Source organism: Aromatoleum toluolicum (genome assembly GCF_012911005.2).
In the GTDB taxonomy this organism is placed as follows: domain Bacteria; phylum Pseudomonadota; class Gammaproteobacteria; order Burkholderiales; family Rhodocyclaceae; genus Aromatoleum; species Aromatoleum toluolicum.
The window spans coordinates 1-13616 of sequence record NZ_WTVS01000104.1 but is presented as its reverse complement, the minus strand read 5'-3'; the positions used below and the strand labels follow the sequence as shown (position 1 = coordinate 13616).

General features: G+C 70.3%; 13 protein-coding genes. 8 read left to right on the top strand and 5 right to left on the bottom strand.

Going from position 1 to position 13616, the window contains the following annotated elements:
• From GPA27_RS26145 to GPA27_RS26135, 3 genes are all read right to left on the bottom strand, one after another.
• Window positions 1-1146: PASTA domain-containing protein (locus GPA27_RS26145; protein WP_169143362.1), on the bottom strand; the 1146-nt coding region annotated here is incomplete at its 3' end.
• A 61-nt stretch (window positions 1147-1207) separates the two neighbouring features.
• A complete protein-coding gene (locus GPA27_RS26140; RefSeq protein ID WP_169143361.1) occupies window positions 1208-1999 on the bottom strand; it encodes an EcsC family protein in 792 nt (263 codons plus the stop codon).
• Between the two features lie 142 nt (window positions 2000-2141).
• Window positions 2142-2795 carry a PEP-CTERM sorting domain-containing protein gene (locus tag GPA27_RS26135; RefSeq protein WP_169143360.1) on the bottom strand — a complete coding sequence of 218 codons (654 nt, stop codon included), beginning with the start codon at window positions 2793-2795 and terminating at the stop codon, window positions 2142-2144.
• 298 nt (window positions 2796-3093) lie between these two features.
• On the opposite strand from GPA27_RS26135, the gene GPA27_RS26130 reads away from it, so the two are divergent.
• The 5 genes from GPA27_RS26130 to GPA27_RS26110 all read left to right on the top strand — a co-directional run bounded on the left by GPA27_RS26130 (window position 3094) and on the right by GPA27_RS26110 (window position 8636).
• Window positions 3094-4335, top strand: coding sequence for an Eco57I restriction-modification methylase domain-containing protein (locus tag GPA27_RS26130; RefSeq protein WP_169143359.1), 1242 nt, complete (start codon window positions 3094-3096; stop codon window positions 4333-4335).
• Window positions 4336-4426: 91 nt separating this feature from the next.
• Complete coding sequence (gene gshA, locus GPA27_RS26125) at window positions 4427-5719, top strand: glutamate--cysteine ligase (RefSeq protein WP_169143358.1); 1293 nt, start codon at window positions 4427-4429, stop codon at window positions 5717-5719.
• A gap of 9 nt (window positions 5720-5728) precedes the next feature.
• The gene (gshB, locus tag GPA27_RS26120) at window positions 5729-6685 is read left to right on the top strand and encodes a glutathione synthase (protein ID WP_169143357.1); all 957 of its coding nucleotides are present in this window, start codon (window positions 5729-5731) and stop codon (window positions 6683-6685) included.
• A complete protein-coding gene (locus GPA27_RS26115; protein ID WP_169143356.1) occupies window positions 6682-7737 on the top strand; it encodes an FAD:protein FMN transferase in 1056 nt (351 codons plus the stop codon). The genes gshB and GPA27_RS26115 overlap by 4 nt, the downstream gene beginning before the upstream one ends.
• Window positions 7737-8636: a DMT family transporter gene (locus GPA27_RS26110; RefSeq protein WP_169143355.1), complete on the top strand. Its 900-nt coding sequence runs from the start codon at window positions 7737-7739 to the stop codon at window positions 8634-8636. The genes GPA27_RS26115 and GPA27_RS26110 overlap by 1 nt, the downstream gene beginning before the upstream one ends.
• 19 nt (window positions 8637-8655) lie before the next feature.
• Here the strand turns inward: GPA27_RS26110 and GPA27_RS26105 are convergent, their stop codons facing one another.
• Window positions 8656-9555: a LysR substrate-binding domain-containing protein gene (locus GPA27_RS26105; RefSeq protein ID WP_169143354.1), complete on the bottom strand. Its 900-nt coding sequence runs from the start codon at window positions 9553-9555 to the stop codon at window positions 8656-8658.
• A gap of 127 nt (window positions 9556-9682) precedes the next feature.
• Here GPA27_RS26105 and GPA27_RS26100 point away from each other — a divergent pair, with 127 nt between their 5' ends.
• Both GPA27_RS26100 and GPA27_RS26095 read left to right on the top strand, forming a co-directional pair.
• Window positions 9683-10036, top strand: a complete 354-nt coding sequence (locus GPA27_RS26100) for a DUF2917 domain-containing protein (RefSeq protein WP_211165250.1) — start codon at window positions 9683-9685, stop codon at window positions 10034-10036.
• 73 nt (window positions 10037-10109) lie between these two features.
• A complete protein-coding gene (locus GPA27_RS26095; protein ID WP_169143352.1) occupies window positions 10110-10706 on the top strand; it encodes a 2-hydroxychromene-2-carboxylate isomerase in 597 nt (198 codons plus the stop codon).
• Between the two features lie 54 nt (window positions 10707-10760).
• On the opposite strand, the gene GPA27_RS26090 is transcribed toward GPA27_RS26095, so the two are convergent.
• Entirely contained in the window at window positions 10761-11426 is a 666-nt protein-coding gene (locus GPA27_RS26090) for a hypothetical protein (protein ID WP_256223122.1), read from the bottom strand.
• Between the two features lie 65 nt (window positions 11427-11491).
• On the opposite strand from GPA27_RS26090, the gene GPA27_RS26085 reads away from it, so the two are divergent.
• Window positions 11492-13423 (top strand): ATP-binding cassette domain-containing protein, encoded by a 1932-nt coding sequence (locus GPA27_RS26085; protein WP_169143351.1) that lies wholly within the window; start codon window positions 11492-11494, stop codon window positions 13421-13423.
• The last annotated feature ends 193 nt before the right edge of the window (window positions 13424-13616 follow it).

Genomic DNA, 13616 nt, shown 5'->3' with positions numbered 1-13616 from the left:
GGGTTGCGGAGGCGGGGCGGGCTCGGTCGCGACCGTCAGGCGCACGACGCTGCCGCGCGGCACCTCGGAATCCGCGCCGGGGTCCTGCGCAATCACGGTGCCGGGGCGCGTCTGCGCCACTTCCCGCACTATGCGTGCACTCAGGCCGCTCCGGCGCAGCATCGTCACGGCGAGTGCTTCGTCGCGCTTGCGCACCGCCGGGACGCGGACGAGCGATGCGTCCGAGACGTGCAGTGTCACCGTCGTTCCGCTCGGCACCCGCGTCTCGACCGGCGACTGGTCGATCACCTCGTCCCGCGCGGCGCTGGAGGCGCTGATCACGGTGCGCGCGCTGAGGTGGTGCTCGCGCGCCAGTTCGCGCCGCGCGAGGTCCGCGGGGCGGCCGATGTAGCTCGGCACCCACACGCGCGGTGCTGGTTCGGGCGCGGGCCGGGCGCTCGCAACGGTGAGGCGCACGCTGGAACCGCGGGCGACCTCGCGGCCGGCATCCGGATCCTGCGCGATCACCGTGCCGGCCGGCGCATCCGACTGACGCGCGATCTGTTCGCCCATGAGCCCCTCCGCCTGCAGGGTGTCGAGCGCGCGCGCCACGGGCATGCGACGCACGGGCGGCACCGCCACCAGGGAGCCGTCGGACAGGACGAGGAGCACCGTGGTGCCGCGCGGAACCTCGGTGTCGCGCGGCTTCTGGTCGACGACTTCGCCGCGCGGGCGGCTGGAGGCGCGCGTGTCGGTGACGACGCGCATGCCGTAGGATTCGCCGAGCAGCGTGCGGCGTGCTACGCGGTAGTCCTGCCCGATGAAGCTGGGGATGCGGACGTGCGCCGGGGCGACGTCGTCGGCGGGCCGGACGGGCCCGGTCCTCGAATCAGGGCGGATTTCCAGCCGGGGATCGGGCCGGGGAGCGATCGGGATCCGTTCGCGCCGCGGTTCGTCGATGCAGATCCCCTGCCGGCGCGCCGTCTCGCGCTCGGCAAGGGGGAGCTGGTCGCACGAGGGGCGCATCTGGGCATGGCTTGGCGCGCAAACCGTCAGCGTGGCGGCGCTGACGAGCAGCGCCGCGAGCAGCCGCACGAGGATGCGGCGTACCGCGGGCAGATCCCCGCCGGGATGGACGACGTCCGGCCGCATCGCGCTTGCTCCCATCGCGCACCTCCCGAGTGCGATGCATCACGTCGGGCCTCATCGGCGACCCGCGGCCGCGACCTTACCGCCGACCCGCCATCTCGTCATATACGCGCCGCACCTCTTCCGCACCGTGACGGCGTTCCAGCCGCCGCACGACGAAGTGCCCGCGCGCCATGTCCTGGAAGTGGCCGATGAAGACCGTGTTGATCAGCGCGCCGCCGACGGCGCCGAGCACCGGCACGGCCTGCGCGGCGACCTTCTGTGACACGGTGATCGAAAAGCGCGAGGCGACCTGCGCGATCAGGCGCACGATGGCCGGTGCGCCGTGCTGCATGGCGCCCTGCTGCGCGAGATAGCGTGCGGCCTCCGACACCGCCTTCGCCATCGCGGCGCGGGCGGCGAAGTAGGCGGTTTCGGCGGCGTCGTCGCCCGCCGCGCGCCCGCCCAGCGCGAGCACCTGCAGGCATTGCAGGCGTGCGTCGAGGTCGCGCAGGTCTTCGCCTTCGCTACGCGCGATGTCGGCGATCGAGCGCAGCATGATCGTCGTCGAGACCGGCAGTTCGATCGCCAGCGCCGCGAGCCCGAAGGCGCCGCCGGCCGCGCCGGTGGTGCCGACGGCGAGCTTGTGCCAGCGGTTTGCGGGGGCGTCCGTGCGCTCGTGGTCCAGGGTGCGCAGCGCGACGTCGAGGGCGGTCGCGATGGCCTTGTGCGTCGCGCCGGTCACCGCGGCGTTCCAGCGTTTGGGCAGCATCTCGAAGCCGCGCTCGATCGGCGAGCCCAGGGTGTCGCTGATGCGTGCGGCGAGGCCGGGGTGTTCGAGAAGTTCGCGGGCATGCCGCAACTCTGCGACCTCCGCGGGGGAAAGCGACATGGTGAAGATCCGGAAAGTTGGCGATGGCGCAAATGGCAGGGCGCCCGGCAGCGTGCATTGTCACGCCACGTCCGCCGTTCGACGCGGCAAACGTCGCCAAGTTCGCGCCGGGGTCACGAACCTGGCGACTTCCCGGTACCTTTCAGTGGCGCCGCCGCCGGCTCAGCCCGATGCCGACGAGGGCGATGCCGATGAGCGCGAGGATGTCGGGTTCGGGGACCGCGGCGACGCTGATGTCATCGACGGCCGTGACCTGCGTGGCGAGCAGCCCGGCCGGCATGTCGAACAGGATCAACTGGTAGCTCGCGGTGAAGATTCCCTGCTTCGCTTCGTCCGTCCAGGCGGCGCGCTCGTGTTCGGCCGCGAGGAGCGCGGCGAGCTCGTGCAGATCTCCGCCCGACGGTCCGGCGAGGTCGAGATCATCCACGTCGAGATCGGCGTCATCGAGCGAGAGATCGAAAACATGCCTGCCGAGGCTCGTCGGCGCGTAGCTGGGCAGCAAAGATCCGAAGTCGACCGCGTACAGCGGCAAACCCGTCGCGTCGTCGATCGGGCCGCCATAAGGTCCTGCCGCCGTCCATGCAATGGAGAACGTGGTTCCCGCTTCGAGGCCGGAAACCGTGCCTGACTGGGTCGCCGAGCGCGTCGGACCGGCGCGCGTCACCGTCAGGGTCGCAATCCCCGCATAGCCCGCGAGGCTCTCCGCGTCCGTGGCCAGCTGCGCCTGGGCGGGGGCCAAGGCCGCGGCGAGGACGGACGCAAGTGCGAAGCGTTTGATAGCGCTGCTTATCGGCATGATGCGGTTTGCTCGTCCGGAGGGCGGCCGATCTCCTTGTGTTATTGTTATGCAATATTCGTACCAATTCGTTGTAGTGTGCTGAATATAAGGAGAATTTTAATTCGTGATGCGGGTATATACGGCCGTGTGTAAAAATTGCCGACATCTCCGAATCTCGCCTGCTGCGCGCCGCCGATTTGCGTGAGGCGCGCACGCGGTTTATCTTCCGCGCAATCCGCCCAGAACTTTCCTGCTGCTCCATGGCGAAACGCTCCCCTCCGTTCCGCTGCGGGCATGTCCATCCCCATTGGCCCGAATGCAAGCTGACGTGAACACCTCTGCGCCCGCCCGCCTACGTGACGTCGCCGTGCTCGGCCAGGTGTTCACGCCCGCGGCGGTCGTGCGCGCGATGCTCGCGCTGCGCCGCAACCGTGGCCGCGTGCTGGAACCGTCCTGCGGCGACGGCGCCTTCCTGCGCCACCTGCCGGGCGCGGTCGGCATCGAATACGACCCGGACCACTGCCCGCTCGGCGCGATGAACATGGACTTCTTCGCGTACCCGGACAGCGAGCGCTTCGACACGATCATCGGCAATCCGCCCTATGTGCGCTTCCAGGACATCCCGGCCACGACGCGCGCATTGCTGCACGACGAGCATTTCGACGGGCGCTCCAACCTGTACCTCTTCTTCATCGAGAAGTGCCTGCGCCACCTCGCGCCGGGCGGCGAGCTGATCTTCATCACGCCGCGCGACTTCCTCAAGGTGACCTCGGCGGTGAAGCTCAACCGTCTGATGATGGCGGGCGGCACGATCACCGACGCGATCGAGCTCGGCGACGCGCGCGTGTTCGACGACGCGGTGCCGAACTGCCTGATCTGGCGCTTCGAGAAGGACCGCTTCGAGCGCAGCGTGCGCTACGCGGAGATCGGCGCCAGCGACCGCCTCGCCGATGCGCTCGCGGCGCCGGCGTGGCAGACGCGCCACCTCGTCGAGTGCGCCGGCCATCTGATGTTCGCGCGCGGCGACTACCCGCTGCGGCTGTCGGACGTCGCCTTCGTGAAGGTCGGGGCGGTGTCCGGCGCCGACGACCTCTACGCCGACGAGGCGGCCGGCAACCGCGACTTCGTGTGTTCGGCGACCGTGAAGAGCGGGGCCACGCGGCGCATGCTGTGGGTGGCGCCCGAGGATCCGCCGCCCGCGGCGCTGCTGCCGCACAAGGAGCGCCTGATCGCGCGCCGCGTGAATTCCTTCGACGAGCGCAACTGGTGGCACTGGGGGCGCGGCTATTTCCACTCCGCGCGTCCGCGCGTGTATGTGAATGGACGTACGCGCCAGGCGCAGCCCTTCTTCCTGCACCCCTGCCGGCACTACGACGGCTCCGTGCTGGCGGTGTTTCCGCGCCGCGAGGACATCGATCTCGTGGCCTTCCGCGACGCGCTCAACGCCGTCGACTGGGGCGACCTCGGCTTCGTGTGCGACGGACGTTACCTGTTCACCCAGCGCAGCCTCGAAAATGCGCCGCTGCCTGAGCACTTTCGCGCCTTTGCCGCAGTCTGAGTCCCTGCGAGGATAGGGTGTTGTAGTATTCGGACAAATCCATTGACGCCGGCGCGCCTTCGCCGGCGTCATCCATTACGGGAAAATTTCCATGGTTCCTCACCTTACGACGGCCCTCACCGGCCCGCTGCTGGAGCTGGAGAAGCACTTCCTCGGCCACGCCACGGAGATCGAACGCTGGATGCGCGTGCAGTGGCAGGACCATATGCCGCCCTTCTACGCCTCGACCGACCTGCGCAATTCGGGCTTCAAGGTCGCACCGGTCGACCTCAACCTCTTCCCCGGTGGCTGGAACAACATCAACGACGTGTTCATGCCGTTGTGCGTGCAGGCCGCGCAGGATGCGATCGAACGCATCTGCCCGGACGCGCGCCAGCTGCTGCTGATCCCCGAGAACCACACGCGCAACCAGTTCTATCTGCAGAACGTCGCCAAGCTCGTGTCGGTGCTGCAGCTCACCGGCCTCGACGTGCGCGTGGGCTCGCTGCTGCCCGAGATCACCGCGCCGACCACGCTGGAGCTCGCCAACGGCGGCACGTTGACGCTCGAGCCGCTGGTGCGCACCGGCAACCGCGTCGGCCTCGCCGGCTTCAATCCGTGCGCGATCCTGCTCAACAACGACCTGTCGGGCGGTACGCCGGCGATCCTCGCGGGCCTCGACGAGCAGTGGCTGATCCCGCCGCTGCACGCCGGTTGGCACACGCGGCGCAAGTCGATCCATGCCGCGGCCTACGACCGAGTCGCGCGCGAGTTCGGCGAGGTGATCGGCATCGACCCGTGGCGCATCAACCCCGAGTTCGGCGTGTGCGGCCAGATCAACTTCCAGGAGCGCACCGGCGAGGAATGCCTCGCGGCCGAGGTCGACGCCCTGCTCACGCGCATCCGCGCGAAGTACAAGGAATACGGCGTCGACGAGACCCCCTTCGTCGTCGTCAAGGCCGACGCGGGCACCTACGGCATGGGCGTGATGACGGTGCGCGACGCCTCCGAAGTGATCGGGCTGAACCGCCGCCAGCGCAACAAGATGAGTGTCGTGAAGGAAGGCCTGCAGGTGCAGGAGGTGATCATCCAGGAAGGCGTGCATACCTTCGAGACGGTCGATGACGCGGTCGCCGAGCCGGTCGTGTACATGATGGACCGCTTCGTCGTCGGCGGTTTCTACCGCGTGCATACCGAACGCGGCCGCGACGAGAACCTCAACGCGCCGGGCATGCACTTCAAGCCGCTCGCGTTCCAGACCTGCTGCTCGCTGCCCGACTGCCGCCAGGCGCCGGATGCCGCGCCGAACCGCTTCTACACCTATGGCGTCGTCGCGCGCCTCGCGCTGCTCGCGGCTTCGGTCGAGATCGAGGAGACCGAACCGGCCGAAGCGGATGTCGCGTAAAGGGCGCCCATGACCGATCGTCTCAGGATCGCCTTCATCGTCGACCCGCTCGACCGCCTGAAGGCCTACAAGGATTCGAGCATCGCGATGATGCGCGAGGCCCACGCGCGCGGGCATGAGGTGTTCGCGATCCGGCGCGAGGCGCTGACCTGGCGCGACGGCGTCGTGTCGGCGCGCGCGCTGGCGATCCGCCCGACCGCCGACGACCACGCGTGGTACCTCCCCGGCGAGGAGGCGGTGCTGCCGCTCACGGACTTCGACGCCGTGCTGATGCGCCAGGATCCGCCCTTCGACTTCGAGTATGTCACCGCGACCTGGATGCTCGAGCGCGCGGTCGCGGCCGGTGCGCGCGTGTTCAACGACCCGCGCGCGATCCGCGACCACTCGGAAAAGCTCGCGATCTGCGAATTCCCGCAGTTCGCCCCGACCACGCTGATCGCCCGCGACGGCGCCGATGTGCATGCCTTCATCGACGAGCTCGGCGACGTCATCCTCAAGCCGCTCGACGGCATGGGCGGCAGCCAGATCTTCCGCGTGCGCGCCGACGACCCGAACCGCAACGTGATCGTCGAGACGCTCACGCACGAGGGCGTGCGCACGATCATGGCGCAGCGCTTCCTGCCGCAGATTGCCGAAGGCGACAAGCGCGTGCTGATCGTCGGCGGCGAGGTCGTGCCGTATTCGCTCGCGCGCATCCCCAAGGCCGGCGAGACGCGCGGCAACCTCGCCGCGGGCGGGCGCGGCGTCGCGATGCCGCTCACCGAGCGCGAACGCGAGGTCGCGGCGTACCTCGCGCCCGTGCTGTGGGGGCGCGGACTGCTGATCGTCGGGCTGGACATGATCGGCGGCCAGCTCACCGAGATCAACGTCACGAGCCCCACCTGCTTCGTCGAGATCGCGGAGCAGAGCGGCTTTTCGGCGGCCGCGCTGCTCGTCGACATGCTCGAGGAGGCCTGCGCCCGATGAGCGTGCGCGAGGCGCTGCGGCATGCCGCCACCGTCCTGCTCGCCCTGCTGTGCGCGGCGGCGCTGACGGCGTGCACCAATGCCGAACTGCACAAGCAGGAGGCCTACGTGTTCGGCACGCGCGTCGACGTCACCGTGTATGGCGAGACGCGCGAGACCGCCGAGGCGGCGATGGCCGAGGTGCTGCGCGAGTTCGACCGCCTGCATCGCGCCTACCACGCGTGGCAGCCGTCCGAGCTGACGCGGCTGAACGACGCGATCGCGCGCGGCGAGGCCGTGACCGTGTCGAACGAACTCGCGGCGATGCTGACGGATGCGGGCCGGCTGGCGGACCTCGGTGACAACCTGTTCAATCCCGCGATGGGCGCGCTGATCGAGATGTGGGGCTTCCAGGCCGACGAGTTCGTGCCGCGCCGCCCCGATCCCTCCGCGCTGCGGGCGGTGCTGGACGCGGCGCCGCGCATGTCCGACCTCGTCATCAACGGCAACCAGGTCGAAAGCCGCAATCCCGCCGTGAAGCTCGACCTCGGCGGCTATGCGAAGGGCTATGCGCTCGACCGCGCGGCGGCGATCCTGCGCGCGAAGGGCATCGAGAACGCGCTCATCAACATCGGCGGCAACGTCCTGGCGCTGGGCAAGAAGGGCGACAGCCCGTGGCGCATCGGCCTGCAGCACCCGCGCGAGCCGCAGCCGCTGGCGACGCTGCCGCTCTACGACGGCGAGGCGATCGGCACCTCGGGCGACTACCAGCGCTACTTCGAGCTCGACGGCAAGCGCTACTCGCATCTGCTCGACCCGCGCAGCGGCGGGCCTGCCGAAGCGACGCAGTCGCTGAGCGTGCTCGTGACCCCGCGCGAAGGGGCCGGCACGCTGTCCGACGCCGGGAGCAAGCCGCCCTTCATCGCCGGCGACAACTGGCGCCAATACACGCGCCGCTACGGCATCGAGCACGCGCTGCGCGTCGCCGCCAACGGGCATATCGAGGTCACGCGCGAGCTGCGCGCCCGCCTGCAGTTCGCGTCCGGCACGGCGCCCGTCACGGTCGTCGACTGATGCCGCCGCTGCGCCCCCATCTCGATCGCCTGGCGATCTCGATGATGGTCGTGCTGTGCATGATCTGGGGCCTGCAACAGGCCGCGATCAAGATCACCAACGTCGGCATCTCGCCGCTGTGGCAGGCCGGCTGGCGCTCTGCCGGCGCGACGCTGCTGATCCTGCTGTGGGCGCGCCTGCGCGGGGTGAAGCTCGCCGAGCCGGATGGCACGCTCGCCCCCGGCGTGATCGCCGGCCTGCTGTTCGCCACCGAGTTCGCGCTGATCTTCGCCGCGCTGCAGTACACCACCGCCTCGCGCGGCGTGATCTTCCTGTATACCGCGCCCTTCATGGTCGCCCTCGGGGCGGTGTGGCTGCTGCCGCACGAGCACATGCGGCGCGCGCAATGGATCGGCATGGCGCTCGCGTTCGTCGGCGTGCTGGTGCTGTTCGGCGAGGGGTTGCTGGAGCCGTCGGGGAAGGCCTGGATCGGCGACCTGATGATGCTGGGTGCGGCGGTCGCGTGGGCCGCGACGACGCTCACGGTGAAGGTGAGCCCGCTCGCGCGTGCGTCGGCGGAGAAGACGCTGCTGTACCAGTTGGGCGTCTCGGCGCTGACGCTGACGCCGCTGTCGCTCGCCCTCGGTGAGGCGGGCGTGTTCGCCGCCGACGCGCGGGTGTGGACGGCATTCGCCTTCCAGACCGTGATCGTCGCCGCGGCGAGCTACCTCGCGTGGTTCTGGCTGATTTCGCAGTACCCGGCGACGCGTCTGTCGTCGTTTTCCTTCCTCACCCCGGTGATGGGTGTGCTGGCGGGCGTCGTCGTGCTCGGCGAGGCCATGACCGCGGCGATCTGGCTCGCGCTGGTGTTCGTCGGCGTCGGCATCTGGATCGCCAACCGCCCCGCGCCGGCCGCCTGACCGCGGCGCGTCGGCCGCCTCACGCGCTCGCCGCCGCCTCTTCGCGCAGCCAGTCGGCGAAGCGTGCGACCTCAGGGCGCTGCACGCCTGCCGCGCGCACCAGCCAGAAACCCCGGTCCGCGATCTCGCGCGCGCCGCTGCCGACGCGCACGAGCCGCCCGTCCGTGAGCAGTTCGCCGAGCAGCTGGGCGCGGCCGATCGCGATGCCCTGTCCGGCGACCGCCGCCTGGATCAGCTGGTCGTAGTGGTTGAACACCAGCACCGCACGCGGACGCAGCTGTTCCAGCCTCATCGCCGCGAGCCAGTCGCTCCAGCGCAGCCACGGGTAGCGCGGGTCGTCGAAGTCGAGCAGCACGGTCTGCGGCAGCGTCGTCGCGTCGAGCGGGCGCGCGGCGAGCGCCGGGCTGGCGACCGGCACCACCGATTCGCCGAACAGCCGCTCGGCGCCGGGCGGGGCGTCGCGGTCGGCGCAGTAGCGCACCGCGAGGTCCACGTCCTCGCGCGCGAGGTCGACCATGCGGTTGCTTGCCGCGACGCGCACGTCGATGTCCGGGTGGCGCGCCTGGAAGCGCGACAGGCGCGGCACCAGCCACAGCGCCGAGATGCCGATGCTGGCCGTGACTGTCACCGGCCGCGGGCCGCGCGGGCGCAGCGCGTCGGCGAGCGCCGCGTACTCGGCGAGCCAGGCCTCGGCGGCGCGGGCGAGGCGGGCGCCCTCGGCGGTGAGCGCGAGGCTGCGCACCCCGCGCACGAACAGCGCCACGCCGAGCGTCTCCTCGAGCGCCTGCACCTGGCGGCTGATCGCCGACTGGGTGAGGAACAGCTCTTCGGCCGCGCGCGTGAAGCTCAGGTGTCGCGCCGCGGCAACGAAGCCGCGCAGCGGGTCCAGCGGGGGGAGGCGGGAGAGTGATGTATGCATGATCAGGGCGCATGCGTGCGATGCGCGTTTTCCGTTTGTGTGGGCGTTTTGCTCTGACGATACTGCAGTCGTGGCGGTACGCATAGATGCACTCCGTGCATCCGTGACCGCCGCGTGGGAGATCGTCATGGACGTGCGTACGGAAATCACCCGTCTCGCCCTGGGGCCGAGCGAAACGCTGGTCCTGGATCACGCGCTCGGCGTCGAGGTGATCGGACACAAGGGCTGCGTGTGGCTGACCCAGTATGGTGACAGTCGCGATATCGTGCTGGGGCCAGGGCAGTCCTTCACGCTCGAGCACGCGGCCGGCGTCGTCATGACGACGGCGCGCGGCGCGGAGTTCATCCTGCGCTCGTCGCCGCGCACCGTCACTTCACGGGCCGGCTGGCTGCGGCGCCTCGCCGGCTGGTTCGATCCGCGCACCGGAAGCCGCGTCGGCGCGGCGCTCGCAGGCCGCGTGCGCCTGCACCGCGTCGCATGAGCAAGGGGGCGCATCCGCGTCCCGGATCGGCTACAGTGATCGTTCTTCCGCCTCTGCAAGGGGGAGCAGCAAGATGTCAGGTCCGAAGATCGAGTTCTGGTACGAGTTCGCGAGCTCGTATTCCTATCTGTCGGTGATGCGCATCGAGGCGCTGGCGCGTGACGCCGGCGTCGCGGTCGAGTGGAAGCCCTTCCTGCTCGGCCCGGTGTTCCTCGCGATGGGCTGGAACGATTCTCCGTTCAACATCTATCCGCCCAAAGGGCGCTACATGTGGCGCGATCTCGCGCGGCTCGCGAACAAGTACGGGCTGCCGTTCCGCGTGCCGAGCCGCTTCCCGCGCAGCGGCCTGCTCGCGGCGCGGCTCGCGCTGCTGGGCGTGGAACAGGGCTGGGTCGCGGAATTCTCGCGCAAGGTGATGCTCGCGAACTTCGCCGAAGACCGCGAGATCGGCGAGCCCGAGGTGATCGGGGCAATCCTCGCGGACCTGGGCCTGCCGGTCGACGATTCGCTGGCGGCCGCGGTCACCGAGGACAACAAGCGCGCGCTGCGCCGCCAGACCGAGCTTGCGGCCGAACTCGGCATGTTCGGCGCGCCGAGCTTCCGCGTCGGCGACGAACTCTTCTGGGGCAACGACAGGCTGGAAGACGCCCTCGCGTGGGCGCTGAAGTGACGCACTGAGGCGGCCCGCTGAGGCGGCGCGCCGAACGCTTCGTCGGCTCGCCGTTCAGTTGGCCGGCTTGGCCGTGTCCTTCGCGGCGTTCCGGGCCTTCTCGGCCTCGCGTTCGCGGATGCGCTCCTCGTAGCGTGCGCGGTCGCGCGCCGCCGCTTCCGCGCGGCCGGCCGCTTCGGCTTCGGCCTGCGCGCGCGCCTTGGCTTTTTCCGCATCCTTCTGCTTGCGTTCCGTCTGCTCTGCCTCCTTCGCGCGAATCGCGTCGGCCTCGCGCTGGCGACGCGTGCTTTCTGCCATCGGGTCGGGCTGGATCGTGAAGACCCCTTCCGGCGCGGGCGCCGCGGGCTCGGTCGGCGCGTCGGTGCGCGTGCGCCCGCTCTCCGTGGCGGCGCGCTGCTTCTGCGCCAGTTCGGTGCGGTTCGCCTCGGCTTCGAGCGCGCGCGCCTTGCCGACGGTCGCCAGGCGCGCGTCCTTCGCCTGGGCGATGCAGCGATTCACGAGGAAGCGCTCGTAACACTTCGGCAGCTCAGCGGCGAGCGCGTCGTCGGCCTGCTGGCGCAGCGCTTTGGCTTCGTCGCGCAGCTTCGCGGCGCGTTCCAGCTCGGGGTTGGCATCCGCGCCGGCGTCGGCGGCCATGGCGCCGCCGCAGGCGAGGGCGAGCAGCAGGGGCAGAAGAGCTCGCAGGTGAGGTGACAGGAAATGGGACAGAAGAGGGGGCACGATGTCCGGCGGCGGTCGGGTTCGGGGATGCGTAGAATAACGCCTTTGCCCGAAGATGCGCTGACGTGATCCAGTTTCGCAACCTCCGCCTCGCCCGGGGCGCCAAAGTCCTCGTCGATTCCGCCTCGCTGCAGATTCACCCCGGCTGGCGCGTCGGCCTGACCGGCGCCAACGGCACCGGCAAGTCCAGCCTGTTCGCGCTGCTGCGCGGGCTGCTGCATCAGGACCAGGGCGACCTCGAGATCCCCGCCGGCTGGCAGATCGCGCACGTCGCGCAGGAAACGCCGGCGCTGGCGAAGCCGGCGATCGAATACGTGCTCGACGGCGACGCCGAGTTGCGTGCGGTCGAGGCGAAGCTCGCCGCGGCCGAGGCGGCACACGACGGGGCGCATATCGGAGAACTTCACGCGCGCCTGCACGAGATCGGCGGCTACGCGTCCCGCGCCCGCGCGGCGGCGCTGCTCGACGGCCTCGGCTTCGTCGGCGACGACCCCGAGCGGCCGGTGTCGGACTTCTCCGGCGGCTGGCGCATGCGCCTGAATCTCGCGCAGGCGCTGATGTGCCGCTCCGACCTGCTGCTGCTCGACGAGCCGACCAACCACCTCGACCTCGACGCCGTGCTGTGGCTCGAGCAGTGGCTGCGCGACTACCGCGGCACGCTGCTGCTGATCTCGCACGACCGCGAATTCCTCGACGCCTGCATCACCCACATCGCGCACATCGAGCAGCAGCGCCTCACGCTCTACAGCGGCGGCTATTCCGACTTCGAGCGCCAGCGCGCCGAGCGCCTCGCGCAGCAGCAGGCGATGTTCGAGAAGCAGCAGCGCGAGGTCGCGCACATCGAGAACTACATCCGCCGCTTCCGCGCCCAGGCGACCAAGGCGCGCCAGGCGCAAAGCCGCATCAAGGCGCTCGAGCGCATGGAGCGTATCGCCGCGGCGCACATCGACACGCCCTTCGGCTTCACCTTCCGCGAAGGCCCGGCCGCGCCCGATCCGCTGCTGCAGATCGAGGACGGCGCCGTCGCGTACGGCAGCCGCACCGTGCTCGACCGCGTCCGCCTGACGCTGCGCCCCGGCGAGCGCGTGGGCCTGCTCGGGCGCAACGGCGCCGGCAAGTCGACGTTGATCAAGCTGCTCGCGGGCGAGCTGCAGCTCGCCGCGGGCAGCCGCAGCGAAGGCAAGGGGCTCGCGATCGGTTACTTCGCGCAGCATCAGCTGGAGACGCTGCGCCCTGACGAATCCCCGCTGCAGCACATGACCCGCCTCGATCCGCGCGCCCGCGAGCAGGAGCTGCGCGACTACCTCGGCGGCTTCGATTTCCGCGGCGACGGCGTCGGGGGGACCTCCACCCCCGCGACCACGCCCTGCGGCCCCTTCTCCGGTGGCGAGAAATCGCGCCTCGCGCTCGCGCTGATGATCTGGCAGCGCCCCAACCTGATGCTGCTCGACGAACCGACCAACCACCTCGACCTCGAGATGCGCCACGCGCTCACGCTCGCGCTGCAGGACTACGAGGGCGGCATGGTGCTGGTGTCGCACGACCGGGCGCTGCTGCGCGCGACCTGCGATCGCTTCCTGCTCGTCGACGACGGCCGCATCCAGCCCTTCGACGGCGACCTCGACGACTACCGCGACTGGCTGGCGACGCGCCGCGCACAGGTCGCCGAGGCCGCGAAGTGCCCCGACCTCGAGGCCGACAAGGCCGCGCGCAAGGCGGGGCGCGCGCAGTCCGCGGCCGAACGCCAGGCCCGGCTGGCGGCGCGCCGCCCGTTGGTGAAGGAGATCGACCAGATCGAGAAGAAGCTTGCCGGCTGGCAGGGCGAGAAGAAGCTGCTCGATGCGCGCCTGTCCGACCCGTCGCTGTACGCGGGCGGCGACTCCGCCCAGCTGCAGACGCTCCTAAAGCGCCAGGCGGAACTCGCCGGCTGGATCGACGCGGCGGAGCTGCGCTGGCTGGAGATCTCCGAGGCGCTGGAGGCGATGCCGGCCGATTGAGTGTCCTTCGATCCGCCTTAGCAGGTCCCTTCCCCTTCAAGGGGGCGAAGACGGGGTTTCGCGGAGCACTGCTCCGCGCCGTCTGAGCGACGGAGTGAAGCGGAGGCTCCCAGGACAGGATGGGGATGGGTTTCTGCTGCGCCGGATAGACCCATCCCCACCCCAGCCCTCCCCTTGAAGGGGAGGGCTGGGG